Below are 25,119 nucleotides of genomic sequence, written 5' to 3' on the forward strand. Positions count from 1 at the left end.
AGGGAGGTAGAACGGCACCCCGCTCGACTCGGCGAGTCTAGTTATTGCATCGGGGATAAGGAACGCATTGCCTCGACTGTCTACGCGTACTGGCAGCTCGCCGGTAAAGAACATCGTTGTGGCCCACACCTCGCCGTCTGATGTTCGAACGAGACCAAGGCCCATCCCCTGAAAGCCGGCACTCAGCATGTTTGCGTTGTGGTCTGGTGAGTTCCGCCAGAGTTCGAAGAGATCTTCGGCCGCCTGTCGCCAGCCATCAGGCGAGTCATTGTACGGGCCGCCGAGGCAATATTTTCTCCCGAATACCCCATCGTCTCAGGGTTCGAGTGACGGAACGCGCCGTCGTAAACCATGACCTCACCCTCGAACTGCGGGTGCCCCAGTGAAGGATCATCCAGGTCTGCGATCATCTGCTGAGTCCAGGCGAGCGCCTGGTTGTCGTACAGCTCATGGGTGACCAATGCGTGGAGTCCATTAGCCACGCGATACTCGTTGATCAGCTCCTCTATCGCCTGGGCAGCGAGGCGCGCGTCCCGCGAAGCTTGGTCGACGGCAGCAGTACCGGCCGGCTGCGCAGCTCCAACCGGTGCTTCGACTACCTGGGCAACTGTGAAAGGGAGCGCTACAGCCAGGGCGAGCGCGGCAATGCGGGTGCGTTTCGTGCACGCACATGCTACGCGCGGAAACGGCAAAGCGCCCACTTTCAAGTAAAAGAAAGGGCGGCCCGTTACCGGACCGCCTTTAGGCTCATTCCACTACGTCAGAAGGTCTGCCTAGCTTTTCGACGAACCGAGCACAGTCATCCCGTTGTCGAAACCCTCCTCGGTACATGCCTGCGCGATGAGTACGCCGGTCAACGAGATAGCCGCGATGGCGCCGAGGGCGATGCCCAGCGGCTCAAGCTGCTTAGCAACCGGTGCGAACTGGCGGTTAATCGCGTCGACCTGTGCGTTGATCTGGCGCATCCACTCCGGCTGCTCGAAGCCGTGGCCGATACCGAAGTCAGGGATGTTGCGGCGGACCTGCTCATTGATCTGCGCGCTCACCTGCTGGATTTGCGGACCGAAGGCCTCGTTCACTCCGTAGCCCACAGCGCCGAGCAGCGCGATAGGCAGCAGCCACAGGAACGGGCTGTTCGCTGCAAACGCGTTCTCGAGGCATCGCTTCGCCTTGTCAGACGAGCCCTGCTTGTTCGGGGTCGGTACTACGTCCTTGTCCATGACCTTCACCTTGGCGTGGACTGTGGACTTAACACCGTTTACATCGGTCACCTCGACCGGTAGCTCGACTTCGGTACCCGGCTTCGCATCCGCCGGAGTGATCACGCGGACTTCGCCGGTCTCCGGATCAACAGTGCCCTCCCAGCCCTTCGGCCAGTCGAGCTTGCGGTACTGGTTGCCCTTCACAGCGTTCGCCGGCTGAATGTTGGCGGTCTGTCCTGGCTGCAGCGTCACAAGGCTGTACTCAGGCTTTGCGACGGTCGCCTTCGTGCCCACCTCGAGAATGTAATCCACCGGCTCGCGAACGATCTGCTCTTCGCCGTTGACAACTTGCTTCAGACCCGGCACCCCCTCCTGGGCGATACGGGACTGGTCGCGGGTGAGCTCCGGGTTCTCGCGAACGACAACCTCAAACGGAATCTCCTCGGTCCACTCAACGTCACCGGCAGGCTTGGTGCCCACCCGGACAACGCGCTGGACGGGCTCCTTCACGGTCTCCACCGTTGCACGGCCGTTGACGACGGTGACTTTGACCTGGCCGTTTTCACCGGCCACGTCCTCGATCTCCTGGCCCGGCTCAAGCGTCGGGTCGTAAACGATCTTGGTGGTGAACGGAAGATCCACGGTCTCAGAGACCTCAGGGGCCGGATCCGGGGTGCTCGGCTTCTTGGTGCCGATGCGGATGACCGCGTTCACCGGAGCCTTGGTCACTTGGGTGGTGGTGACCGGCTCGCCGGACGGGGAGCCGTCGACAAGCTTGTGCGTCGTGGTAACTACCTCTTCACCGAGCTCGCCCTGGGTAATGACCTGCTTGCCCTCCTCGAGGGTGTCGTCGTAGATCACACTGGTCTTGAACTCAATCGGGCGGGTCAGCTGGGTCGAGATCTCGTCATCGTTGGCGCGCGGGCCGTACTCGACGATGCGGTTGACCGGCTCGACTCGCTGGTTCGTGTTCTCAACCGTGGCAGATTCGCCGTTGGTCTTGAACTCAACGTAGTAGGTCGCCTCGCCGTCCTTGCCTTCCTGGACGACCTTGGTCTCTCCCGGAGCGAGGTCCGGGTTCTCGCGGAACTCAGTCGTGAACGGAATCGGCTCCGTCCAGGTGACATTCTCACCAGCCTCAGGCTGCTTGGTGCCGACCTTGATGATGCGCGGCTGCGGCGCGGTGGTGATGGTTTCATCCCGCTTGGTGTCAGTCACCTGGCTATTAACGATGGTTTGGGTCACCGTGACGATCTTCTCGCCCGGCACGCCCTCGGCTGCAACCTTGTATTCACCAGCAGGGATTGCCGGGTCGTACTCGATGACAGTCTCAAACGGCACCGAAACCTTCTCTTCCACCACGCGGGTATCGCCCGTCTTCGTGCCGACGCGGATGACAGCGTTAACCGGCTCCTTGGCGCGCTCAGTGTTGACGACCGGGTCGCCGGAAGGCTTGCCGTCAACAAGCTTCTGCGTCGACGTCACAACGTCGGTGCCGTACTCACCCTGCGTATCGACGACCTGCTCACCTGCAGCGAGAGTGTCATCGAAGACAATCTCGGTGTCGAACGGAACCGGCTTCTCAGTCGTGGTCACCAGCTCTTGGGCCTCCAAGCGCGGGCCATACTCGACGATTTTCTCGACAGGCTCAGTGCGCCGCTTGGTCTCCTCCACCGCCGCTTCACCGTTCGTGCCGGTGAACGTGGCGGTGTAGGTGGCCTCGCCATCGACGCCTTCCTGCACAACCTTGATCTCACCCGGGGCGAGATCACCGTTCGCACGGAGGACCGTCGGGTACGGGATCGGCTCAGTCCAAGTCACGTCCTCAGAAGCGGTCGCCTGCTTGGTGCCCACCTTGATCACGCGCGGCTTCGCTTCATCGATGGTCTCTTCAGTGACCGTCGGCTCACCGTCAGCGACACCGTTGGTCGACGGCTGGGTGACAGTGACCTTCTTCTTGCCCGGGGTCCCCTCCTCGGCAACCTCGGAGGTACCGGCCGGAAGGTTCGGATCGTACTCAATCTTCACCGGCGGCTCGATCGGTGCCTCGAAAGAGCTCACCACGTCGCCAGATTTCTTCGTGCCGACGCGGATGACGGCGTTCGTCGGCTCCTTGGTGCGTTCGGTGGTAACGGTCGGGTCGCCGGACGGCTTGCCGTCCACAATCTGCTGCGTCGACGTCACAACGTCGGTGCCGAGCTCGCCCTGCTGGTCAACGACCTGATCACCCTCTGCGAGGGTGTCATCGAAGACAATCTCGGTCTCGAACGGAACCGGCTTTTCTACCTTGGTCACCACGGAGGTGTCCTCGGGCGCCGGACCGTACTCGATGATCTCCTTGACCGGGGCCTTGGTCTGCTTCTCCTCAGGGGCCACCGTTGCCTGATCGCCCGTAGCGGAGAAGTCCGCCGTGTAGGTCTTCTCACCCGGCACGCCCTTCTGAACGACCCTGATTTCACCCGGCTTCAGCTCCGGGTTCGGACGGGTCTCAACCTCAAACGGAACCGGCGCAGTCCAGGAAACCTTCTCAGAAGCCTCGGACGGCTTCGTACCGACCTTCATCACCTGATCCACCGGATCCTTCGTGATCTCCTCAGTGATCTGCGGATCACCCGGCTTGGAGTTGACGATGTCGCGCTTAATCGTCACCGTCTTCTCACCCGGAACACCCTCGGTCACAATCTCAGACGCGCCAGCCGGCATGTCCGGATCGAGCACGACCTTCACACCGAACGGAACCTCAGACGTCACAGTCTCGGAGGTCTCACCAGTGGTCTTCGTGCCCACGCGGATGACAGCGTTAACCGGCTCCTTGGCGCGTTCGGTGGTGACGGTCGGGTCACCGGAGGGCTTGCCGTCGACAAGCTTCTGCGTCGACGTCACAACATCGGTGCCGAGCTCGCCCTGCTGATCGACGACCTGCTCGCCCTCTGCGAGAGTGTCGTCAAAGATGATCTCCGTCTCGAACGGCACCGGCTTCTCCACCTTGGTCACCACAGAGGTGTCTTTAGGCGCCGGGCCGTACTCGATGATCTCGTTGACCGGATCCTTGGTCTGCTTCTCCTCAGGGGTCACCGTTGCCTCGGTGCCCTTGGCAGCGAAGTCCGCGGTGTAGGTCTTCTCACCCGGTACACCCTGCTGGGCAACCTTGATCTCGCCCGGCTTCAGCTCCGGGTTCGGACGGGTCTCAACCTCAAACGGAACCTGCGCAGTCCAGGTGACCTTCTTGGAGGCATCGGACGGCTTGGTGCCGACGGTGATAACCTCATCCACCGGCTGCTTCGTGATCTCCTCGGTGATCTGCGGATCGCCCGGCTTGGAGTTGACGATGTCGCGCTTGATCGTCACCGTCTTCTCACCCGGAACACCCGGCGTGGTCACCTTGGACTCGCCGGCAGGCATGTTCGGGTCGTACTTGACAACGACGTTGTACGGCGCCTCAGCCTTGTAAGTCTCGGTGTTCTCACCAGTGGTCTTGGTGCCGACGCGGATGACCGCATCCTGCGGTTCAGTGGTGCGCTCGGTGGAAATGGCCGGCTCGCCGACCGGCTTACCGTCCTTGATCTCCTGCGTCGAGGTGATCGTATCCACACCATTGACGCCCTGCTTCTCGACGACCTGCTCACCCGCTGGCAGCGTGTCGTCTGCGACAAACCTGGTGTTGAACGGCACCGGGTTCGTCGTGGTGGAGGTCAGCGTCTGGTCAGCGATGGTCGGGCCGTACTCAATGAGCGCGTCCACCGGATCCTTGGTCTGCTCTTCCTTCGGGGTCACCGTTGCGTCGCTGCCCTTGGAAGAGAAGTCAGCGGTGAACGTCTTCTCACCCAGGACGCCCTCGGTAACAACCTTGACCTCACCCGGCTTCAGCGCAGGGTTCGGGCGTACCTCGGTGTCGAACGGGACCGGCGCCGTCCAGGTCACCTGCTCAGTAGCCTCATCCGGCTTGGTGCCGACCGCGATGATCTGCTCGGTCGGAGGAGTCAGGACCTCTTCTGTGGAGGTCGCCTCGCCCTTCGGCTGGCTGTTCTCAACCGGCTGCGTGACCGTGACCTTCATCGTGCCCGGCACACCCTCCTGAGTCACCTTGGACTCGCCCGGCGCCAGGGTCGGGTCGTAGACAATGCGGGTCGGGAACGGAATCTCGGCCTCAACCGAGTTCACGGTCTCACCGGTAGTCTTCGTGCCCACACGAATCTTCGCGTTAACCGGCTCCTTGGTGCGCTCCGTGGTCACGGTCGGGTCGCCGGAAGGCTTGCCGTCAACAAGCTTCTGCGTCGACGTCACAACGTCGGTGCCGTACTCACCCTGCGTATCGACGACCTGATCACCAGCAGCGAGAGTGTCATCGAAGACAATCTCGGTGTCGAACGGAACCGGCTTCTCGGTCTCTGTCACCAGCTCTTGGGCCTCCAAGCGCGGGCCATACTCGACGATTTTCTCGACAGGCTCAGTGCGCCGCTTGGTCTCCTCCACCGCCGCTTCACCGTTCGTGCCGGTGAACGAGGCGGTGTAGGTGGCCTCGCCATCGACGCCTTCCTGCACAACCTTGATCTCACCCGGGGCGAGATCACCGTTCACACGGAGGACCGTCGGGTACGGGATCGGCTCAGTCCAAGTCACGTCCTCAGAAGCGGTCGCCTGCTTAGTGCCCACCTTGATCACCTGAGTGACCGGCTCGGTAGTGACCTTCTCCTCGCCGCGCTCGGTCTCAGTGACCTTGCTGTTGACGATCGTCTGGGTAATCGTGGTGGTCTTCTCGCCGACCTTGCCTTCGGTTACGACCTGGTACTCGCCGGCCGGGATTTCCGGGTCGTACTCAATCTTCGTGTCGAACGGGATCGGCTGCTTTTCCGTCAGCTCGTGGGTGCCGTTAGTCATGGTGCCGACGCGGATCACGGCGTTGGTGGGAGCCTTCGTCTGCTCAGTGCTTATCGACGGCTCACCGACCGGCTGGCCATCTTTAATCTCCTGCGTGGAGGTGATGGTCTCCACGCCGTTCTCACCCTGCTGGTCGACCTTCTGCTCACCAGCGGCAAGCGTGTCGTCGAGGATGAACTCGGTCTCGAACTCGATAGGACGCGTCGTCTCAGACGTCAGCGTCTGATCATCGATCGTCGGACCGTACTCAATGATCTGGTCCTTCGGAGCCCTGGTCACCTCTTCCGTCGGCGTCACGGTGGAGTCAGCACCCACAGAAGAGAAGTCAGCAGTGAACGTCTTCTCGCCGTACTCGCCCTCCTGGACGGTCTTGACATCGCCCGGCTTCAGATTCGGGTTCGCGCGCACAACCGTCTTGAACGGAACATCCACCGTCCACGTAGCCGTGTTGGTTGCCTCGTCCGGCTTCGTACCGACAGTCACAATCTGCTCAGTCGGCTCCGTCACCGTCTCCTCGGCCACAGTCGCTTCTCCGTTCGGCGCGGAGTTGACCACCGGCTGGGTGATTGTGACCTTCTTCGTGCCCGGCTTACCCTCCTGGGTCACCTTGGAGTCGCCCGGAGCCAGGTTCGGGTCGTAGACCACACGAACCGGGAACGGAATCGGAGCTTCGTAGGTGTTGACGGTCTGGCCCTCGGTCTTCGTGCCCAGACGGACAACCGCGTCGACCGGCTCCTTCGTGCGCTGCGTGGTGATCGTCGGCTCACCCACCGGCTTGCCGTCCTTGATCTCCTGCGTCGCAGTCACGGTATCAACACCATTGACGCCCTGCTTATCGACGACCTGCTCACCCGCCGGCAAGTTCGGATCCGCCACAAACGTTGTGTTGAAAGGCACCGGGTTCGTCGTCGTCGACGTCAGCGTCTGATCCGCAATCGTCGGACCATACTCAACAATCTTGTCGGTCGGCTCAGTGCGATCCTTCGACTCGGTCACCGTGGCCTGGCCATTGGTGCCCTCAAACGTCGCGGTGTACTTCGCTTCGCCGTTGACACCCTCCTGGACGGTCTTGACCTCACCCGGCTTCAAATCCGGGTTCGGCCGCACGACCGTCGAGAACGGAATCGGCTCAGTCCACTCCACCTTGTCGGTAGCGGTGGCCTGCTTCGTGCCGACGGTGATCACCTCAGTGACCGGCTGCGTGGTGACATTCTCCTCACGCTTAGTCTCAGTGACCTGGCTGTTGACGATGGTCTGCGTAACCTTGACGGTCTTCTCGCCAGCCTTACCCGGCGTCACGACCTTATACGTGCCAGCCGGCACGTTCGGGTCGTACTCGACCTTCGTCTCGTACGGCACCGGCTCGGTGTGCTCAACCGTGTTGGCACCCTCAGTCTTCGTGCCGACACGCACGACAGCGTCGACCGGCTCCTTCGTGCGCTGCGTGGTGATCGTCGGCTCACCAACCGGCTTGCCGTCCTTGATCTCCTGCGTCGAGGTGATCGTGTCCACACCGTTCTCGCCCTGTTTGTCGACGACCTGCTCACCCGCCGGCAAGTTCGGATCCGCCACGAACGTGGTGTTGAACGGCACCGGGTTCGTCGTCGTCGACGTCAGCGTCTGATCCGCAATCGTCGGACCGTACTCGATGATCCGATCGGTCGGCTCAGTGCGATCCTTCGACTCGGTCACCGTGGCCTGGCCATTGGTGCCCTCAAACGTCGCGGTGTACTTCGCTTCGCCGTTGACACCCTCCTGCACGGTCTTGACCTCGCCCGGCTTCAAATCCGGGTTCGGCCGCACGACCGTCGAGAACGGAATCGGCTCAGTCCACTCCACCTTGTCGGTAGCGGTGGCCTGCTTCGTGCCGACGGTGATCACCTCAGTGACCGGCTGCGTGGTGACATTCTCCTCACGCTTAGTCTCAGTGACCTGGCTGTTGACGATGGTCTGCGACACCGTAACGGTCTTCTCGCCAGCCTTACCCGGCGTCACGACCTCATACGTGCCAGCCGGCACGTTCGGGTCGTACTCAACCTTCGTCTCAAACGGCACCGGCTCGGTGTGCTCAACCGTGTTCGCACCCTTAGTCTTCGTGCCCACACGGATGATCTGCTTAACCGGCTCTTCCGTGCGTGTGGTCTCGACAACAGGGTCGCCGGACGGCTTGCCGTCGACAAGCTTCTGCGTCGAGGTCACAGTGTCCTCGCCAAGCTTGCCCGCCTGCTTCACCTCCTGCTTGCCGGAATCCAGGGAGTCATCGAAGACGATCTCCGTCTCGAACGGCACCGGCTTCGTCACCGTGGTGACCAAGTTCTGGTCATCTAGGCGCGGGCCGTACTCGATGATCTCCTTGACCGGAGCCTTGGTCTGCTCCTCCTTGGGTGTCACCGTTGCGTCGGAACCCTTCGCGGCGAAGTCCGCCGTGTAGGTCTTCTCACCCGGCACGCCCTTCTGAACGACCCTGATTTCGCCCGGCTTCAGCTCGGAGTTGGGGCGGGTCTCAACCTCGAACGGAACCGGGGCGGTCCAGGTCACCTTCGCCGAGGCCTCGGACGGCTTGGTGCCGACCTTGATTACCTGGTCCACCGGCTGCTCGGTGATTTTCTCCTCAACAGTGGCCTTGCCATCCGGCTGGGAGTTGGTGACCTTCTGGGTCACGGTGATCGTCTTCTTGCCCGGCTTACCTTCGGTAACCGTTTCGGAGGTGCCAGCAGGCATGTTCGGGTCGAATTCGACCTTCACGCCAAATGGAACCGTAGTTTCGACCGTCTTGGTGGTTTCACCCTCGGTCTTCGTGCCCACGCGGATGACGGCATCCTGCTTGGGCTTCGTGGTCTCGGTAGTCACCACCGGGTCGCCGGAGGGCCTGCCGTCGACAAGCTTCTGCGTAGAGGTCACGGTTTCTTCACCGACAACGCCCTGCCTATCGACGACCTGCGTACCTGCCTCGAGAGTGTTGTCGTAGACGATGGTGGTCTCGAACGGGATCTTGCGGGTCGTCTCGGTGACCAGCTCCTGGTTGTCGAGTCGCGGCCCGTACTCGATGATCTCCTCGACCGGCTGCTTGGTGTCCTCGGACTCGACGACCGAAGCCTGGTCACCAGTAGCGGTGAACTTCGCGGTGTAAGTGCGCTCACCGTTTACACCCTGCTGAACGACCTTCGTCTCACCCGGAGCAAGGGCCGGATTCGGGCGGGTGGTGGTGCTGTACGGAATCGGTGCAGTCCACGTCACGTCCTTGGACGCAGTGGCCGGCTTAGTGCCGACGTGTACGACCTCGTTGGTCGGGGCGGCCGTCTGCTCCCACGTGCCGTCGCGCTTCTGCTTCTCTTCACCTGCCACACCCTTGGTGACAGTCTTGTACTCGCCGGCAGGAATCGTGTCGTCGTAGACATATTCAACTCCGAACGGCACCGGGCGCGTCGGAACGTCGACAACGTTCACGACGGCCTTAACTGTGTCCTTCGAGCCATCTTCGTAGGTCACCGTGACGGGAATCTCGACCGTGCTGCCCGGCTCAGCATCCACCGGTGCGGTCGCAGTGATCTTGCCATCGTTGTCAACGTTGACTGTCCAACCCTGGGGAACATCGCCCAACTCGTAGGGGTTGTTCGTTGCGACGTTGACGTCCTCCGGCTTATCCAGGGTGACTGGCAGCGTTGCCGTATCACCCGGGTACACCGTCTCCTCTGGGTAGCTCGGTTCCGCCTCCCAGCTGTTGGTCAGCTGCACCACGGTGGTCACAGGGACCTCGGGGCGCTCGCCGTTAGGCGTTTCCACGGTGACAGTGATTGTTTTCTTGTCGCCCGGCTTAGAGCCTGCCGGCGGCGTGGAAGTAACGACACCGGTATTCGGATCGATCGTGTACTTCCAGCCGTCTTCGGTTGTCATCTCGGTGATCGGCGAGCCGTCAGGGTTCGTGCCAAAGGAGAACGTCGATCCCTCCGGGGCATCCTCAACCTGGTGATCTACAGCTTGGTTCGGGCCGGTGGACTCAACGGAGTAGACCGGTGCGATATCGCCCTTGAGCACGACGACGGTGCCCTTGACTTTCTGGGGGTCTTCATCGTCGTAGTGAGCAAGAACCGGGATGTCGAGGATGTAGCCTTCAGGCGCAGTCTTGGGAATCGTCGTGGTGATCGCACCCGTGTTCTCGTCGATCTTCACCGTCCACGTACCGCTGTCGTCAGTGTGGGTGTACTCCGTCGTGCCGTCCTCGAAGGTGTAGCGCTTCGGGGCTTCATCGGTCGTGTTGCCGCTCAGGCCAACCTCCGGGACCGAAGGCTGCAAAGTGACCTTGGCGTTCGGCTTGTTCGTCACCGTGTCGTAATCGGGGATCTTGATATCGACGATTGCCTGGAACTGGGGCTCGATCTCGTCGGTGGTTTCGTCCGGGTAGGTGGCCTTCACCGTCGGGGTGATGATGGTGCCCGGCGCGACAGTGTCATCCGCTTTCGCGGTGACCTTGCCGGTCGCATCGACCGTCACGGTCCAACCTTCAGGCACGGTGGACTCGTCGACCTCGAACTTAGCCGGGTGAACCGGCTTGTGGCCCTTCATAATGGACTTGGTGCGGATCTGCGCGGTGAGGTCGTCGCCAATGATGCCCTTGGTCAGACTCGGGCGAACAAGGTCAGTGACCTGGGTGTTGTTTGGGTCAACAACCACGAGCAGCTCGAGCTCATCGGTCGAGCCGTTCGAGTACTCGACGGTGACCACCGGACGGGCGAAGGTGCCCGGCTTCGGGTTCTCCGGAGCGGTGACGGTGACGTTGTAGTCCCCGTCCATCTCGACGTTCCAGCCCTCGTAGACGTACTTCTCGTCGAGGGAAACCTTGGCTTCGAAGCCGCCGTCGCCCTTATCCTTCATCAGGTCCTTGATCAGGTCCGGGACCTGCTTGAACTCGACCTTCTGCGGCTCGGTTGCGAGCGGGCCCGTCGCGCTATCGACGCCAGAGATGATCGAAGCGTCCGTCTTGTCGTACTTCGGGTCGTGGTACTCGGTGTCGTCCAGGGAGAACGCCTTGGAGTCGATGACGTTCGCCTTGCTATAGCGCGTCAGCGAGTTCGAGCTGTCGAAGGCCATTTCTTCGCCGAATTCGTTGCTGTGCTTAGCAGCACTTTGAAGTTGTTCAACGGTACGCGGCTTCGCCAGAACGGAGAAGTTCACGTTCTTGTCGGTCGCCAGATCGGTCCCCCGGTACTCGGGCCAGGTGAAGAAGATGTCGCCGGTCGTTTCGTCGACGCGCAGGAGCTGCTCACCGCCGGAGGCTTCTTGGTCTGTGGTGCCAATGAACTTACCGTTGCCGTCGTACGCTTCCACGACCATGCGGGACATCGAGTCGTCCGTACCGCCGTTCTGCAAGGCAGGAACATTGATCGTACCGACCTTGGTTTCCTCACCAGGGACGATCACATGCTTCTCGGATACCTCGGTTGTCCCCCACGACACCGTGATCGGGTTACATTCGATGTTCTCGCTCGGCCACGGGTTTACGGTAGCGCCAAAAGTAGCGCTGGAGCCCTCGGTGGCTTTCGGGGCATTAGGATCGTACTGCTTGTAGTTGCTTTGCCAGGCGTAACGCACAGGGTCATCGGCAGAGGCCGAAGCGAACTGCTTGACTTTCTCGTCGGTAAGCTCAGCGTAGAGATTCAAGTTTCGCAGATCTCGGCCACTAGCAGTAATGTCGATAATTTCGTCGGCCTTGTGGGTGACCTTGCTATCAACAAAGGTCTGGCCGGCCTCCATGGAAGACACCTGGCCGGTATTCAAAACGTTCTTAAGGTTCCCCGAATTGGAAAAGTACCAATCGGCGAATGTGCGGTCCTTCGAGTTATCAAAGGAGACACTCAGACCCCACAGGGTTTTATCGGGGCTTTGCTCACTCGGCTCCAGGGTGTTCCAGCGGAAACCTGCCTGGTTTCCGCTCGGCTCACCGCTTTCAACAACACACGACCCGGCCGGCAGGTCGGACGCCTGCTGGGCGTCCTCCTCCACCGCGCCGGACTTGTCGCGGATGCCGCCGGTGAAGCCCTCCGACGCCGCGGCAGACGATGCCAGCGGGCCCGGGCCGACGACGCTCAGGCCACCGAGCGCGAGTGCAATCGCAGATGTTGCCGCAATGCCGCGCGAGGTTGAATTACGGAAACGCCGAGATGATCCGGCCATTTATGCTCCTCTTTGAAGTGAAGTGTCACCACGTCCCAACAGAGAGGTGACAGATAGCATCACATTCTAAAGATCGGAGAAACTACTGTCTACCTAAGCATTTGCTTAACGACGCCCCCGTGCCCCAGCCAGGCCCACCACCGCAAGCAGGGCGGACAGCAGCACCGCCGAGACGATACCGCTGTAGTCACCGCCGTTACCCGCAGCGGACACCGCTGTCGACGCCCAGTGCATCGGCGCTGCTTGCGACAACGCCACCCACACCGAGTCGACCTGCGCGGTGGTCGCGGTGCGCCACACCCAGCCGACGAGTCCGGTCTGCACCAGCGCGAGCACGCCAGCTGAGCCAAGACCAACCCCAGCGCCGAATGCTCGACTTAACACGGAAGCCAGGCCGGCGCTGGCGAGCGTGCCCAGCAGCAGGCCTGCAAACGCAACCCCGTATTCCTGAGCGCCAAACCCGGCTCCGATCACCCCGGCCAAGATGGTGCCCGCGGCGGCAATCACTACGGAACCGGCGCCCAGGATCCACCATTGCCCGCGGGACGCGAACCACGCCGCCGCCGAGAGCGCGGTGCCGCCGAGTACGGCCATCGCCGCGAGTAGCATCGCCGCCACCGGTGGAAGGGCCGGACCGGCTGGCTCAGCACCGTCAGCCCCCGGCGCAACCGCCGGCACCGGAAGCGCCGCGCGAACGGCGCCAACCTTATCGGCGTTCATGCTCGCCATTTGGTTGATCCTTTCCACGCCGGCGACCAACTCTTCAATCCCGCCAGTGGCCTGCCCGGTCTGTGCCTGAAGTTCACGCAGGCCCGCAGCCAGCTCTGCCGAGCCACGAGTGGCTGTATAAATACCGTCGTGGAAACCGTATCCGGGTACGGCCAGCTGGTTGGCTAGGTCGCGGGAGCCGTCGCGAAGCTGGTTCATCTTTGCCACCGCGTCCGGCGGCAGCTGCGCGGTTAGCGCCTGCTCGCGCAGGTCTTGCAGCGACTCGCGCGCCTGCACCGCCTCCGGGTCTTTCGCGTCTTTGAGTTCCTCCAGGGAGCGGTCGATCGCGCCGACCACCTGGCCGCGCACCGCCTCAAACCCTACGATCTGGCCCACAATCTCCCCGATGGAGTCCGCCAGCTGCGTCGCGCCCGCGCCCAACTGGCCGGTGCCGGCCTGGAGCTGGACCATGCCGTCGGCAAGTTCTTGGGATCCGGACTGGGCGGCCGTGAGGGCGTCGATAAGCTGCTGAGCTTGCCCCTGCGCCTCGCCGATGCCCGCGGCGAGCTGACCCGCGCCCTGCTTGAGCACCGTCGCCTGCAGGCCGGCTTCACCGGCGGCACGGCGCGCGTCGCCAAGATTGTCCGGGCCGACTTGCGGGGCACCCGAAACCTCAGAATCGCGTCCCGCATTCGCCCACGTGTCGGCCGGACTCATGGGTAAAAATACCCCAACTACCAGCGCCAAAAGCGCACACACCAACCGCCACGCGTTGCCCGATTGCATGGCACTTTTCTTAGCACCCGCACGGGCCTTGTGGCGGGAGGCGCACCGCCGGAAATGCTCACCGTTAGAACCGTATCGTCACCCTTGATACTGTCGTAAGGGTTCTTGCCAAAACCATGCATTGAAATTGGGTTCACCATGACACTTCCCCTTGCCATCGGGCTCGTAGCGGCAACGGTGGTGCTCTCCCCGTTGCTGGTGCGCGTTATGGACAGGAAGGCCGGGTACCCGGTCGCGGTGCTGCTGTTCGCTGCAGCGGCCGTGCTGGGCTCCAAGCTCACCTCCGTGATGGAGGGCGATGCCCTGGAATGGTCCAGGCAGTGGGCGAACGATGTGCTGGGCTCGGGCACCTCGGTGGCGTTCGCGCTGCGCGCTGACGGCCTCGGCATCTTCTTCGCGCTGCTCGCCCTCGTCATCGGCGGGGTTGTCATGTGCTACTCCGCCGCGTACCTACCGGAAAAAGAGGGCAACACCAGCTTCTACACCATCATGACGGCGTTCACCCTCTCGGTGTTGCTGCTCGTGTTGGCGAACGACGTGGTGCTGCTCTTCATCGCATGGGAGCTCGTCTCCATCGCGTCGTTTATGCTGATCGCCCGCTCCGGCTCCTCCGGCGAGGCAGGCTCGTACCGCACCCTGATCCTCACGTTCTTCGGCGGTCTCACGCTGCTCGCCGCGCTCGCGCTTGCGGCGGTCAACGCCGGCACGACGTCGCTCGAGGGCATTTTGCAAAGCGACGTGTGGCGTCACAACCCCACCGTGACCACCACCGTGGCCGTGCTCGTGGCCCTGTCCGCCTTCACCAAGGCCGCGCAGTTCCCGTTCCACTTCTGGCTGCCGGAGGCAATGGCCGCCGCCACCCCGGTATCCGCCTTCCTGCACGCCGCTGCCGTGGTCAAGGCGGGTGTCTACGTGCTGCTTCGCTTCTCCTCCATCTTCGCCGACGTGACCGCGTGGAACGTTCTGCTCACCGCCACCGGCTTGTTTACCGCGCTGATGAGCGCGGTGTTCGCGATCACGAAGACGGACCTGAAGCATCTCACCGCGTACTCAACCGTGAGCCACCTGGGTTGGATTGTCGCCGCGATCGGCATCGGCACCCCGCTGGCACTCGCCGCAGCACTCACCCACACGCTCGCCCACGCGCTGTTTAAGTCCTCACTGTTTATGCTGATCGGTGTTGTCGACCACGAGGCCGGCTCGCGCGACATGCGCCGTCTGGGCAAGCTGTATGACAAGATGCCGTTTACGTTCGTCTCCACGGTGGTGGCTGCGGCGTCGATGGCCGCTATCCCGCCGCTGTTCGGCTTCATCTCCAAAGAGTCGATCCTGAGCGCCTTCGAGGACTCGGCGTACGGCACGCTGTTGCTCATCGTGGGCGGCATCGCCGCGTTCCTCACCTTCGTCTACTCCGCGAAGATCGTCTTCGGCGCGTTTGTAGACGGCCCGAAGGACATGACCGGCGTCCACGAAGCACCGGTTGCGCTCTGGTTGCCGGCAGCTCTCCCGGGCCTGATGTCGGCGGTGGTGCCCTTTGGGCTCATGCTTATCGACGCCCCCCTCTCCTCCGCAGTCCGCTCCATCACGGGGGAGGACTACCACTCTCACCTGGCGCTCTTCCACGGTGTGAACGCCCCCTTCATCGTCTCCATGGCGGTGCTTGTTGCCGGCGTTTTGTTCGTCATCTTCGCGCGCCACACCGTCTTCGAGCGCGCGGAGAACAAGGAGTTGCTGCCGTTCAACGGCAACGAGGTGCTAGGCGGCATCGGTCGCGGCTCGACCCGCTTCGGCCGCCAGCTCGGCGCCGTCGCCGACGGCTTCAACCCGTCGCGCCACCTGTTCCCGGTGCTGCTGCTCGTGGTGTTGCTCGGCTTCTCCACGCTGCTGTTTACCGACGGCGTCGACGGCGTCCCGCTCGCGCCTCGCGCCGATGGCATCGATGTGTGGTGGGACCTGATCCCGTTCGCCATCATCGCGGTGTCCGTGGTGGGCCTCATCACCACCCGCTCGCGCCTTGCGTCCACGGTACTTGTTGGCACGACAGGCGTGGGCATGAGCTTGCAGATGTTGATGCTGGGCGCGCCCGACGTCGCGCTCACCCAGATCCTGGTGGAGTCGCTCACCGTCGTCGTGATGATGGTGGTGCTGCGCTACCAGCCGCGCATCTTCCCGGAGACCCCGCGCCGGCGCAAGGTGCTTGCTGGAATCTTCGCCGTGTTGACCGGCTTCGTGGCCTTCCTCGGCGTCTACACCCTGCTGGGCCGCCACGAGCGCTCTGACCTGGCGATGTGGTACCTCACCGAGGGCGGCAAGGTGACCGGCGCCGACAACATCGTCGCGGTGATCATCGTCGAGTTCCGTGGCTTCGATACGCTTGGTGAGCTTTCGGTGCTCGGCATGGCCGCCGTAGTCATCGCCGCGGTGACCCAGTCGATGCCGCGCCACATGTTCGAGGCCGGCACCCGCCCGCGCCCGTTCGGCCAGTCCCAGTTCAACTCGCTGCCGCTGCGCAAGGCCGCGGCCATGGTCGCGCCCGTATTGCTGGTGTTGTCGATCATCATCTTCTTCCGCGGCCACAACGCTCCGGGCGGCGGCTTCGTCGCAGCGCTGGTGATGGCCACCGCGTTCGCGCTGAACTACCTCTCGCGCGGCGCGGACGCCTACGTGGTGGGCCAGCTCACCCCGATCAAGCTCGCCGCATGGGGCATCATCATCGCGATCTCCTCCGGCTTCCTGGGGCTGATCGAGGGCGGATTCATGTACGCCATCCACGGCGAGATCGCCGGCCAGCACCTGACCACGTCGCTCATCTTCGACTTCGGTATTTACCTCGCGGTGCTCGGCATGGTCACGCAGGCGATCAACGCGCTCGGCGGGTACCTGCGCCCGGGCACCGAGATCCGCAACCTGGACTACACGCGCGACGAGCCGGACAACCCGCTGCCAAACGTGCCGGAACCGGAGCACCCGGAGAACGCCGTGAAGTCCCACCCGGAGCCGATCAACCCGGCCGACGACCCGCAACCCGTATCCACGAAGGAGCAGTAAGAGACATGGTTATGGCACTTACTATCGCGGTGCTGGTCGCCGGGGCCGTCTACCTCGTGCTGCAGCGCGGCATGGTTCGCATTATCTTCGGCATGTCGCTCATGGGCCACGCCGCGAACCTCACCCTGCTGGCCGCAGGCGTCGGCGCGTGGCGCGGCGAGGCGTTCCCCTCTCGCACCCCCATGGAGGATCTCTCCGACCCTCTGCCCCAAGCGTTCGTGCTGACCGCGATCGTGATCGCGATGGCGACCACCACGATCCTGCTTATGCTCGCATCTTTGGGCAGGGACGACGACACGTTCGACAACCCCACCGGCACCGACGCCGCCTACGACAAGATGCGGCTGAGCCCAAGCGCGCTCAGCACCGCAGGCCGCCGAGCCCGCCTGAACCCGCGCAAGCTTGAGGAGATTCGCAATATGGAGGTGAACCGATGACAGCAGACGCCCTGTTGCCAGTGTTCGTGGCGCTGCCGTTGATCGTGTCCGCGATCACCGCACTGAGCTCGTCCAAGCAGCTTAACGACGCCCTGTCCATCATCATCCCCGCCATCAACCTCGCCGGCGGCATCTGGCTCTACACCTACACCGCCGAGCACGGCACGATCTCGCACGTGATCGGCCTCTACCAAGGCGGCGTGGGCATCTCGTACGCGGGCGACCAGTTCTCCGCGGTCATGCTGGTGACCACCATGATCGTGGCGCTGGCCGCGAACTGGTTCGCCATCGCCATCGGCGAGACGCAATCGCGCTACTACACGCCGCTGACCCTCGTTCTGATCACCGGTGTCACCGGCGTCCTGCTCACGGCCGACCTGTTCAACTTCTTCGTCATGATCGAGGTCATGCTGCTGCCGTCGTACGGCCTGATCGCCATGACCGGTACCCGCCACCGACTGCTGTCTGCCCGCACGTTCGCGCTGGTGAACCTGTCAGCCTCCACGCTGCTCGTGGTGGGCGTCGGCTACCTCTACGGCGTGACCGGCGCGGTGAACATCGCCGCGCTCCAGGGCGCGGCCGCCGGCAACGGCCCAGTCACCGTCGCGACCGGGCTGGTGATGATCGCCGTGGCCGCCAAGGCCGGCGTCTTCCCGGTCCACACCTGGCTGCCGCGCACCTACCCGTCCACCTCCGCCGCGGTGATGGGCCTGTTCTCCGGCCTGCACACCAAGGTGGCGGTTTACATGATCTTCCGTCTCTGGGTCATGCTCTTCGACATGGACCCGCGCTGGAACACGCTGATCATCGTCATCATGGTGATCTCCATGATCATCGGCGGTTTCGCGGGTCTCGCCGAGGACACCATGCGCCGTGTGATCGCCTACCAGATGGTCAACGGCATGCCGTTCATCTTGGTCACGCTGGCGCTGACGACCGGCGGCAACCTTGATTCCGGCGCGGCGCGCTATGCGCTGGCCGCCGGCTTGCTTTACACCCTGCACCACATGATCACCGTCGCCGCGCTCGTGCTCAACACCGGTGCGATCGAGGAGACCTACGGCACCGGCACGATGTCGAAGCTCTCCGGTATCGCGCGCCGTGACCCGTGGACCTCGGCAGTGTTCGTCGCCGGCGCGTTCTCCATCGTCGGCTTCCCGCCGTTCTCCGGCATCTTCGGCAAGGTCACAATCATGATGGCCGCCGCCAGGGCTGGCGACTGGCGCTCCTGGGTGGTCATCACCGCCATCATCATCGCGTCCTTCGGTGCGCTGCTGTCCATGATGCGCCTGTGGAAGAAGGTCTTCTGGGGCCGGCCAATGCAGCATTACCCGGAAGCGTTGAATGTGCGGTGGAGGTTTTTGGTGCCGTCGTTAAGCCTGATGCTCCTGTCGGTCCTCATGTTCGTCTTCGCCGGCCAAATGTGGGGCATCTCCACCGCGGCGGTTGACAGCCTGCTTGACGTCGACGCGTACACCACCGCCGTACTCGGCACCGATGCCGTGGGCGTGCCCGACGTTTCAGCAATCCAGGGAGGCAAGTAAATGTCACGCATCGGCCACTGGATCGGCTACACGTTCTGGATCATCAAGGAGATCCTGGTCGCCGGCTTCACCGCCACCGCCGCCGGGTTCAAACGCGACCCCGGCATCGAGCCGATCGTGATCTTCTACCCGCTGCGCGTCACCAGCGACTGGGACATCTTCTGGTTCACCACCTCCATCACCGTCACCCCGGGCACCTTGTCCATGGGCCTGCGCCACCGCACCGCCCCAGACGAGGCGGAGACCCTCATTGTCCAAGCAGCGTTCGGCTCGGACCCGGTCGAGGTCATCGAGGGCCTGATCGACATGGAGGAGCACGTTAACCCGCAGGTGAAAGCAATGCTTATCGACGCCACCTCCGTCCCCTGGGAGCCCTACATCGACCACGGCGACACCACGCCAACCACCGACCTCCCGCCCGCCGAAAGGATGGAGTGAGATGTTTGAACCAATCGTCCTGACCTGCATGGTCATCATCGCCGTGTGCCTGTTGGTGGTGCTGGGCAAGCTCATCTTGAGCTCCGACGAGCTCACCCGCGCCGTGCTGTCAGACTTCGTGTTCTATGCCATGGTCGCCATCTTCTTGGTGTGGACCCTGTTTACGGAGACCATGATCGGCTACGACATCGCCGTGCTCGCGGCAATTGTGTGCGGCGTGGTGCCCACCATCTCCATGGCCCGCATCATCTCGAGAGGACGCCGCTAATGACTATCGCCGAAATCGTCGTCGCCACGCTGGTGATCGTGGCCACCGTGTTCGTGGTGGGCTGCACGCTGCTGCAGCTGCGCGCCCCCGACGCGCTCACGCGCGCGAACCTCTTGGGCCCGCTGGTGTGCCTGGCGTTTCCCATCCTGCTGGTGGCCAAGCTAGTGCGCACGTTCTCCACCACAGGCTTCGATCTCGGTGACCTCATCATGGCGCTGCTCGCCATCGCCGGCGTGTGGATCGTCGGCTCGGTGGGCACGTTTGTCATGGGACGCGTGCTCTACGGTGTGACGGTGTCGGACAAGCGCTCCTCGTAGGCGCCTCGTGAGCAGGCCTGATGACGACTACGTCACCGACCTCGCCTTAAAAGCGGGGCGGGGCGACCGCGCCGCCCTTAACGACTTCATCGCGCTCACCCAAGACGACGTGTGGCGCTTGCTCGCGCACCTCGCGGGGCGCGAGTACGCCGACGACCTGACACAGGAGACGTACCTGCGGGTTTTGAAGTCGCTGCCGCGGTTCGCCGGCCGCTCATCGGCTCGCACGTGGCTTTTGTCGCTCGCGCGGCGCACGTGGGTGGATTCGGTGCGCCACGACATGGCGCGGCCCCGCAAATCCGCCGCCGAGTACGAAGACGTTGCCGCCGAACAGCCGAGCCACGACAACGCGTCGACCTGGTCCGAGGTGATGGACGCGCGTGCGCTCCTTGACAGCCTGGCGCCCGAGCGCCGCGAAGCCTTGGTACTGACCCAGGTGCTCGGCTACACCTACGAGGAGGCAGCGAAAATCGCAGGCGTGCGAGTCGGCACCATCCGCTCGCGCGTGTCTCGGGCGCGCGCGGACCTGATCGCGGGTGGATAAGATAGAAGAGCTCATTTACTCGTTTACACCCCTTTGGAGCGAGCTCACATGCTCAAAACCGCGTTATTTATCTCGTTCGCGTTCATCGGCACCGTCGTCGGCGCCGGCTTCGCCTCCGGCCAAGAGGCGCTTCTGTACTTCTCCGCCTTCGGCACCGACGGCATCTGGGGAGCGGTGCTCTCGTCCGCGCTGATGCTGATCTCCGGCGTGACCATCCTCCAGCTCGGCTCTTTCTTCCAGGCGAAGGAGCACATGGAGGTGCTTGGCAACATCTCCTCCAAGGTCATGTCCTGGATCCTCGATATCGCCACGATTGTCACGCTGTTCTCGATCGGCTTCGTCATGTTCGCCGGTGCCGGCGCGAACCTGAACCAGCAGTTCGGTTTGCCGCCGTGGATCGGCGCGGTGCTGATGCTCGCGCTGACCATCGGCTTCGGCTTGCTGGACGTAGACAAGGTCACCGGCGCCATCGGCTCGCTGACCCCGTTCCTGCTGGTGCTGGTCATCATCGGCTGCTCGTGGACGCTTATTAACGCCCACCCGGACTGGTCCACCATCGACGCTCAGGCGGCCCTGGTCGAGACCACCCTGCCCAACTGGTGGATCGCTGCGCTGAACTACACCGGCCTGAACGTGATGTGCGTCGTCTCGATGGCGCTGGTCATCGGTGGCAACCAGTTGGACACCCGCGCCGCCGGCCTCGGCGGCCTGCTCGGCGGCATGGGCTACTTGGTCATGCTGATGCTGCTGGCGATCGCCCTTTTGGTGAAGGTCGACACCGTCGCGGGCAGCGACATGCCGCTGCTGACGCTGATCACCGACCTGAACCCGACACTCGGCCTCGTGATGTCGATCGTCATCTTCGGCATGATTTTCGCCACCTCGCTCGGCATGTTCTACGCGCTGGGCAAGCGCCTTTCCCGCGGCCGCGAAGACAAGTTCCGCATTATCTTCATCTCCACCTGTCTGATCGGTTTCGTGCTGTCCTTCGTGGGCTTCCAGAAGCTGGTCTCCGTGGTCTACCCGATCCTGGGCTACCTCGGCATCCTCCTGATCGCCGTGATGGTCGCCGCCTGGCTGCGCGGCGCGCCGAAGCTGAAGAAGGAAGGTGACCGCCGCCGCCGCGCGATGGAGCTCACCCGCCTGAAGCTGGACCCGCGCGAGCGCTTCACCAAGAACGACCAGCGCGAGCTGGAGCACGTCACGTCGATGTCCGTCATCGACGACGAGGAGCTGGCAGAGGCCCTCGAAGAGGAGGTCGCCACAGAGCTTGCGGAGGACGAGGAAGTCGACTTCGATATCGAGGACCGCGAGCTCGACCCGGTCGTGTACGTCTCCTACACCGAGCCGGTGAGCCAGGCGGAGTACGAGCGCCACCCCGATGAGCCGTGGAACGACACCACGGTTGACGAGATCATCGCCGAGGATCAGGAAGAGATCGCCGAGCGCGAAGCCGAGGAAGCTGAGGCCGCCGCGGAAGGCGACGCGGAGAACGAGGGCGCGGCAGGTTCCACCCGGTTGTAGGCGCCCCCCGCCACGAAAACCCGGCCACATCGGCCGGGTTTTCTTTTGGCTTGCTGCTGCCTCTTAGACCAGCAGCTCGGCGATCTGCACCGTGTTCAGCGCGGCGCCCTTACGCAGGTTGTCACCGGAGACGACGAAGATGAGACCGCGACCGCCGTCGACCGCCTGGTCTTGGCGGATGCGCCCAACCAGCGACTCGTCGCCGCCGGTGGCCTCGAGCGGGGTCGGCACGTCGACGACCTTCACGCCCGCCGCGCCCTCAAGCACCTTGGCAGCCTCTTCCGGCGTGATTGGGTTGTCGAACTCCGCGTGCACCACCATCGTATGGCCGGTGAACACCGGCACGCGCACACAGGTGCCGGACACCTTCAGATCCGGCAGGCCCAGGATCTTGCGCGACTCGTTGCGGAGCTTCTGCTCCTCGTCGGTCTCGTTGGTGCCGTCGTCGACAAGGTTGCCTGCCAGCGGCAGCGCGTTGAACGCGATCGGGGCGACATAGGGGCGAAGGTCTGCCGGCTGCAGCAGCGAGCCGTCGCGCGCCAAATCGTTGAGCTGCGGGCCGATCTCGCCCACCTGCGTAGCGAGCGCGTTCACGCCGGCCAGGCCGGAACCAGACACGGCCTGGTAGGAGGCGACGCGCAGGGTGTTGAGCCCGGCAACGTCGTGCAGCGCCTTGACCACCGGCATGATCGCCATGGTGGTGCAGTTCGGGTTCGCGATAATGCCCTTCTTCAGCTCGCGCGCCTCATCCGGGTTCACCTCGGAAACGATCAGCGGCACGTCGTTGTCCTTGCGCCACGCCGAGGAGTTGTCCACGACCTTCACACCCGCCGCGGCGAACACCGGCGCCCACTCGCGCGAGGTCGACCCGCCGGCAGAAAACAGCGCGATGTCGATGTCGCGCACAGAGTCCTCGGTAACCTTGGCAAGGTCCTCGATCTCAACGGTCTGGCCGCGGAAGGCCACCTTCTCGCCCGCGGAGCGCGCCGAGGCGAAGAAGCGGACGTTGTCGCAGGGGAAATCGCGCTCGTCCAAGATGTCGCGCATCACGCGGCCGACCTGGCCGGTGGCGCCAACGATTGCAACGGTTGTCATGATGGAAAACTCCTTCTAGCGGCCGGTGCCGGCGTAGACGATAGCCGGCTCGTCGCCGCCCAGCTCGAACTTGGTGTGCAGGGCGCGCGCCGCTTCCGCGAGGTCGTCCTTGCGCACCACGGCGGTGATGCGGATCTCGGAGGTGGTGATCATGTCGATGTTGATGTCGGCGTCGCGCAGCGCCTCGGTGAAGTCGGCGGTGACCCCCGGGTGCGACTTCATGCCCGCGCCCACGAGCGAGACCTTGCCCACCTGGTCGTTGTAGGTGATGTCGTCCCAGCCCTCGGTGTCCTTCATCTCGTTCAGGAACGCCATGGTGCGCTCGCCGTCAGCCACCGGCAGCGTGAAGGTGATGTCGGTCTTGTTGTCCTCGATCGAGGAGATGTTCTGCAGCACCATGTCGATGTTGACCTCGGCCTGCGCCAGCGCGCGGAACACCTTCGCCGCCTCCCCCGGCTTGTCCTGGATACCCAGGATCGTGATCTTCGCCTCCGAGTCGTCGGTTGCGACACCGGTCAACACTGCTTCTTCCACGGGAATATCCTCCAATGCTCCGGCGACGAGGGTGCCGGGGTCGTTGCTGTAAGACGAGCGCACCCGCATGGGCACGTTCCAGGCGCGGGCGTACTCGACGCTGCGCAGCACCAGAATCTTCGAGCCGGACGCGGCCAGTTCCAGCATCTCCTCGAAGCAGAGCTGGTCCAGCTTGCGCGCGTCGGGCACGATGCGCGGGTCGGCGGTGTACACGCCGTCCACGTCCGAGTAGATCTCGCACACGTCGGCTTTCAGCGCCGCCGCGAGTGCCACCGCGGTGGTGTCGGATCCGCCGCGGCCGAGCGTGGTCACGTCCTTGGTGTCGCGGTTGACGCCTTGGAAGCCGGCGACGATGGCGATCTTGCCCTGGTCGATGGCGTCTTGCACGCGCCCCGGCGTGACCTCAATAATGCGCGCGTTGCCGTGGCGCTCGGTGGTGATCACGCCGGCCTGCGAGCCGGTGAACGACTGCACGTCGGCGCCGAGCGACGCCACCGCCATCGCGACCAGCGAGTTGGAGATGCGCTCGCCGGCGGTGAGCAGCATGTCCATCTCGCGCGCGGGCGGGGCGGGGTTGACCTGCGCCGCGAGGTCTAGCAGTTCGTCGGTGGTGTCGCCCATCGCGGAGCACACGACCACCACGTCGTTGCCGGCGCGCTTTGTGGCCACGACCCGTTCTGCGACTGCGCGGATCCGTTCCGCGCTCTCGAGCGAGGAACCGCCGTACTTCTGCACGACCAAGGCCATGGTCTGCACCCTTTCCGTATCTTGCTGTCAGTGCCAACCAGAATAACCGCTCGGGCGACACGCGTTGCAGCTGCCCGTTATTATCATTCGCTGTGCAGAGCAACATCACGGCGGCAACCTTCGCGATCATTTCCGCCGTGTTGATCGCGGTCGGCACCGTGTGGCGCCACCGTATTTTGCGTGCTGGCCAGGCCCGCTCGGAGGCCAACGACGCGCCGCTTGCTTCCCTTTCCAACATTCGCTGGTGGCTTTCGATCGCTATCGCGCTGCTCGCCTACGCCTTCCAAGCCGCGGCGCTCGCCTACGGCTCCCTGCTCATCGTCCAGCCGATTCTGGTGCTGTCGCTCATGCTCACGCTGATCCTCTCCGCCGTTGCCGAAAGACGCCGGATGTCGCGTCACGAGTGCATCTGGGCGGCGCTGCTCACAGCCTCGGTTGCGGTGGTGGTGCTGATCGGGCGCCCGCAGCCCGGCACGCGCGAGGTACCCGGGTGGGAGTGGGTTGCGGTGATCGCGCTTGGTCTGGCTCTCACGGCGGGAGCTTTTGCATTTGCTTATCGACGCTCCCCGCAAACCCAAGCCCTCACCTTCGGCGCCACCTGCGGCGCGATCTACGGCTACCTCGCAGTTTTTGCCAAGGTGGCGGTCGACGTGCTCGCCCGCGAGGGCGTGTGGGCGATGCTGCGGAGCTGGCAGCTGTGGGCCGTGGTCGCGACCGCGGTTGTGGGTCTGGTGGTGCAGCAGTACGCATTCGGCGCGGGGGATCTGGCCGCGTCGTTGCCCGCCAGCAAGGTCGCCGAACCGATCGTGGCCCTTGCGCTCGGCTACGTCTTGTTGGATGAGGAGTTTGCTGTGGGGGCGTGGGGAATGGGGTTGATG

The 25,119-nt window shown here is 63.6% G+C and carries 13 protein-coding genes; 9 read left to right on the forward strand and 4 right to left on the reverse strand.

Annotation, left to right across the window (positions count from 1 at the left end; genetic code table 11):
* Nucleotides 1-773: 773 nt before the first annotated feature.
* Nucleotides 774-12,251 (reverse strand): G5 domain-containing protein, encoded by an 11,478-nt coding sequence (locus V6D40_RS10320; RefSeq protein ID WP_334290279.1) that lies wholly within the window; start codon nucleotides 12,249-12,251, stop codon nucleotides 774-776.
* Nucleotides 12,252-12,356: 105 nt separating this feature from the next.
* A complete protein-coding gene (locus V6D40_RS10325; RefSeq protein WP_334290280.1) occupies nucleotides 12,357-13,676 on the reverse strand; it encodes a hypothetical protein in 1,320 nt (439 codons plus the stop codon).
* A gap of 207 nt (nucleotides 13,677-13,883) precedes the next feature.
* Here V6D40_RS10325 and V6D40_RS10330 point away from each other — a divergent pair, with 207 nt between their 5' ends.
* Genes V6D40_RS10330 through V6D40_RS10365 form a run of 8 tightly spaced genes read left to right on the forward strand, consistent with a single transcriptional unit; the run spans nucleotide 13,884 to nucleotide 21,865 of the window.
* Nucleotides 13,884-16,793, forward strand: a complete 2,910-nt coding sequence (locus V6D40_RS10330) for a DUF4040 family protein (RefSeq protein WP_334290281.1) — start codon at nucleotides 13,884-13,886, stop codon at nucleotides 16,791-16,793.
* A gap of 5 nt (nucleotides 16,794-16,798) precedes the next feature.
* On the forward strand, nucleotides 16,799-17,230 hold the full coding sequence (locus tag V6D40_RS10335) for a cation:proton antiporter subunit C (RefSeq protein WP_334290282.1): 432 nt from the start codon (nucleotides 16,799-16,801) through the stop codon (nucleotides 17,228-17,230).
* On the forward strand, nucleotides 17,227-18,774 hold the full coding sequence (locus tag V6D40_RS10340; RefSeq protein WP_334290283.1) for a monovalent cation/H+ antiporter subunit D family protein: 1,548 nt from the start codon (nucleotides 17,227-17,229) through the stop codon (nucleotides 18,772-18,774). The genes V6D40_RS10335 and V6D40_RS10340 overlap by 4 nt, the downstream gene beginning before the upstream one ends.
* Nucleotides 18,775-19,212, forward strand: a complete 438-nt coding sequence (locus V6D40_RS10345) for a monovalent cation/H+ antiporter subunit E (protein WP_334290284.1) — start codon at nucleotides 18,775-18,777, stop codon at nucleotides 19,210-19,212. It abuts the gene before it with no gap.
* Between the two features lies 1 nt (nucleotide 19,213).
* Complete coding sequence (locus tag V6D40_RS10350) at nucleotides 19,214-19,480, forward strand: cation:proton antiporter (protein ID WP_334290285.1); 267 nt, start codon at nucleotides 19,214-19,216, stop codon at nucleotides 19,478-19,480.
* Nucleotides 19,480-19,797 carry a Na+/H+ antiporter subunit G gene (locus V6D40_RS10355; protein ID WP_334290286.1) on the forward strand — a complete coding sequence of 106 codons (318 nt, stop codon included), beginning with the start codon at nucleotides 19,480-19,482 and terminating at the stop codon, nucleotides 19,795-19,797. Before V6D40_RS10350 ends, V6D40_RS10355 begins: the two co-directional genes overlap by 1 nt.
* A 7-nt stretch (nucleotides 19,798-19,804) precedes the next feature.
* On the forward strand, nucleotides 19,805-20,341 hold the full coding sequence (locus V6D40_RS10360; protein ID WP_334290287.1) for an RNA polymerase sigma factor: 537 nt from the start codon (nucleotides 19,805-19,807) through the stop codon (nucleotides 20,339-20,341).
* Between the two features lie 48 nt (nucleotides 20,342-20,389).
* Nucleotides 20,390-21,865 carry a YkvI family membrane protein gene (locus V6D40_RS10365; protein ID WP_334290288.1) on the forward strand — a complete coding sequence of 492 codons (1,476 nt, stop codon included), beginning with the start codon at nucleotides 20,390-20,392 and terminating at the stop codon, nucleotides 21,863-21,865.
* A gap of 63 nt (nucleotides 21,866-21,928) precedes the next feature.
* On the opposite strand, the gene V6D40_RS10370 is transcribed toward V6D40_RS10365, so the two are convergent.
* Nucleotides 21,929-22,960: an aspartate-semialdehyde dehydrogenase gene (locus V6D40_RS10370; protein WP_334290289.1), complete on the reverse strand. Its 1,032-nt coding sequence runs from the start codon at nucleotides 22,958-22,960 to the stop codon at nucleotides 21,929-21,931.
* A 15-nt stretch (nucleotides 22,961-22,975) separates the two neighbouring features.
* Nucleotides 22,976-24,241, reverse strand: coding sequence for an aspartate kinase (locus V6D40_RS10375; protein ID WP_334290290.1), 1,266 nt, complete (start codon nucleotides 24,239-24,241; stop codon nucleotides 22,976-22,978).
* 92 nt (nucleotides 24,242-24,333) lie between these two features.
* Between V6D40_RS10375 and V6D40_RS10380 the strand changes: the two genes are divergently transcribed.
* A partial coding sequence (locus tag V6D40_RS10380) for a DMT family transporter (RefSeq protein WP_334290291.1) occupies nucleotides 24,334-25,119 on the forward strand: 786 nt, incomplete at its 3' end.

The sequence above is a fragment of the Corynebacterium sp. Marseille-Q4381 genome, assembly GCF_036881695.1.
Lineage (GTDB): Bacteria > Actinomycetota > Actinomycetes > Mycobacteriales > Mycobacteriaceae > Corynebacterium.

Excerpts from the sequence above, each read along its gene's own strand:
- V6D40_RS10330 (WP_334290281.1), top strand. The coding sequence starts at position 13,884 with ATGACACTTCCCCTTGCCATCGGGCTCGTAGCGGCAACGGTGGTGCTC.
- V6D40_RS10335 (WP_334290282.1), top strand. The coding sequence starts at position 16,799 with ATGGTTATGGCACTTACTATCGCGGTGCTGGTCGCCGGGGCCGTCTAC.
- V6D40_RS10365 (WP_334290288.1), top strand. The coding sequence starts at position 20,390 with ATGCTCAAAACCGCGTTATTTATCTCGTTCGCGTTCATCGGCACCGTC.
- V6D40_RS10325 (WP_334290280.1), bottom strand. The coding sequence starts at position 13,676 with ATGAGTCCGGCCGACACGTGGGCGAATGCGGGACGCGATTCTGAGGTT.
- V6D40_RS10345 (WP_334290284.1), top strand. The coding sequence starts at position 18,775 with ATGTCACGCATCGGCCACTGGATCGGCTACACGTTCTGGATCATCAAG.
- V6D40_RS10340 (WP_334290283.1), top strand. The coding sequence starts at position 17,227 with ATGACAGCAGACGCCCTGTTGCCAGTGTTCGTGGCGCTGCCGTTGATC.
- V6D40_RS10370 (WP_334290289.1), bottom strand. The coding sequence starts at position 22,960 with ATGACAACCGTTGCAATCGTTGGCGCCACCGGCCAGGTCGGCCGCGTG.
- V6D40_RS10355 (WP_334290286.1), top strand. The coding sequence starts at position 19,480 with ATGACTATCGCCGAAATCGTCGTCGCCACGCTGGTGATCGTGGCCACC.
- V6D40_RS10320 (WP_334290279.1), bottom strand. The coding sequence starts at position 12,251 with ATGGCCGGATCATCTCGGCGTTTCCGTAATTCAACCTCGCGCGGCATT.
- V6D40_RS10375 (WP_334290290.1), bottom strand. The coding sequence starts at position 24,241 with ATGGCCTTGGTCGTGCAGAAGTACGGCGGTTCCTCGCTCGAGAGCGCG.
- V6D40_RS10350 (WP_334290285.1), top strand. The coding sequence starts at position 19,214 with ATGTTTGAACCAATCGTCCTGACCTGCATGGTCATCATCGCCGTGTGC.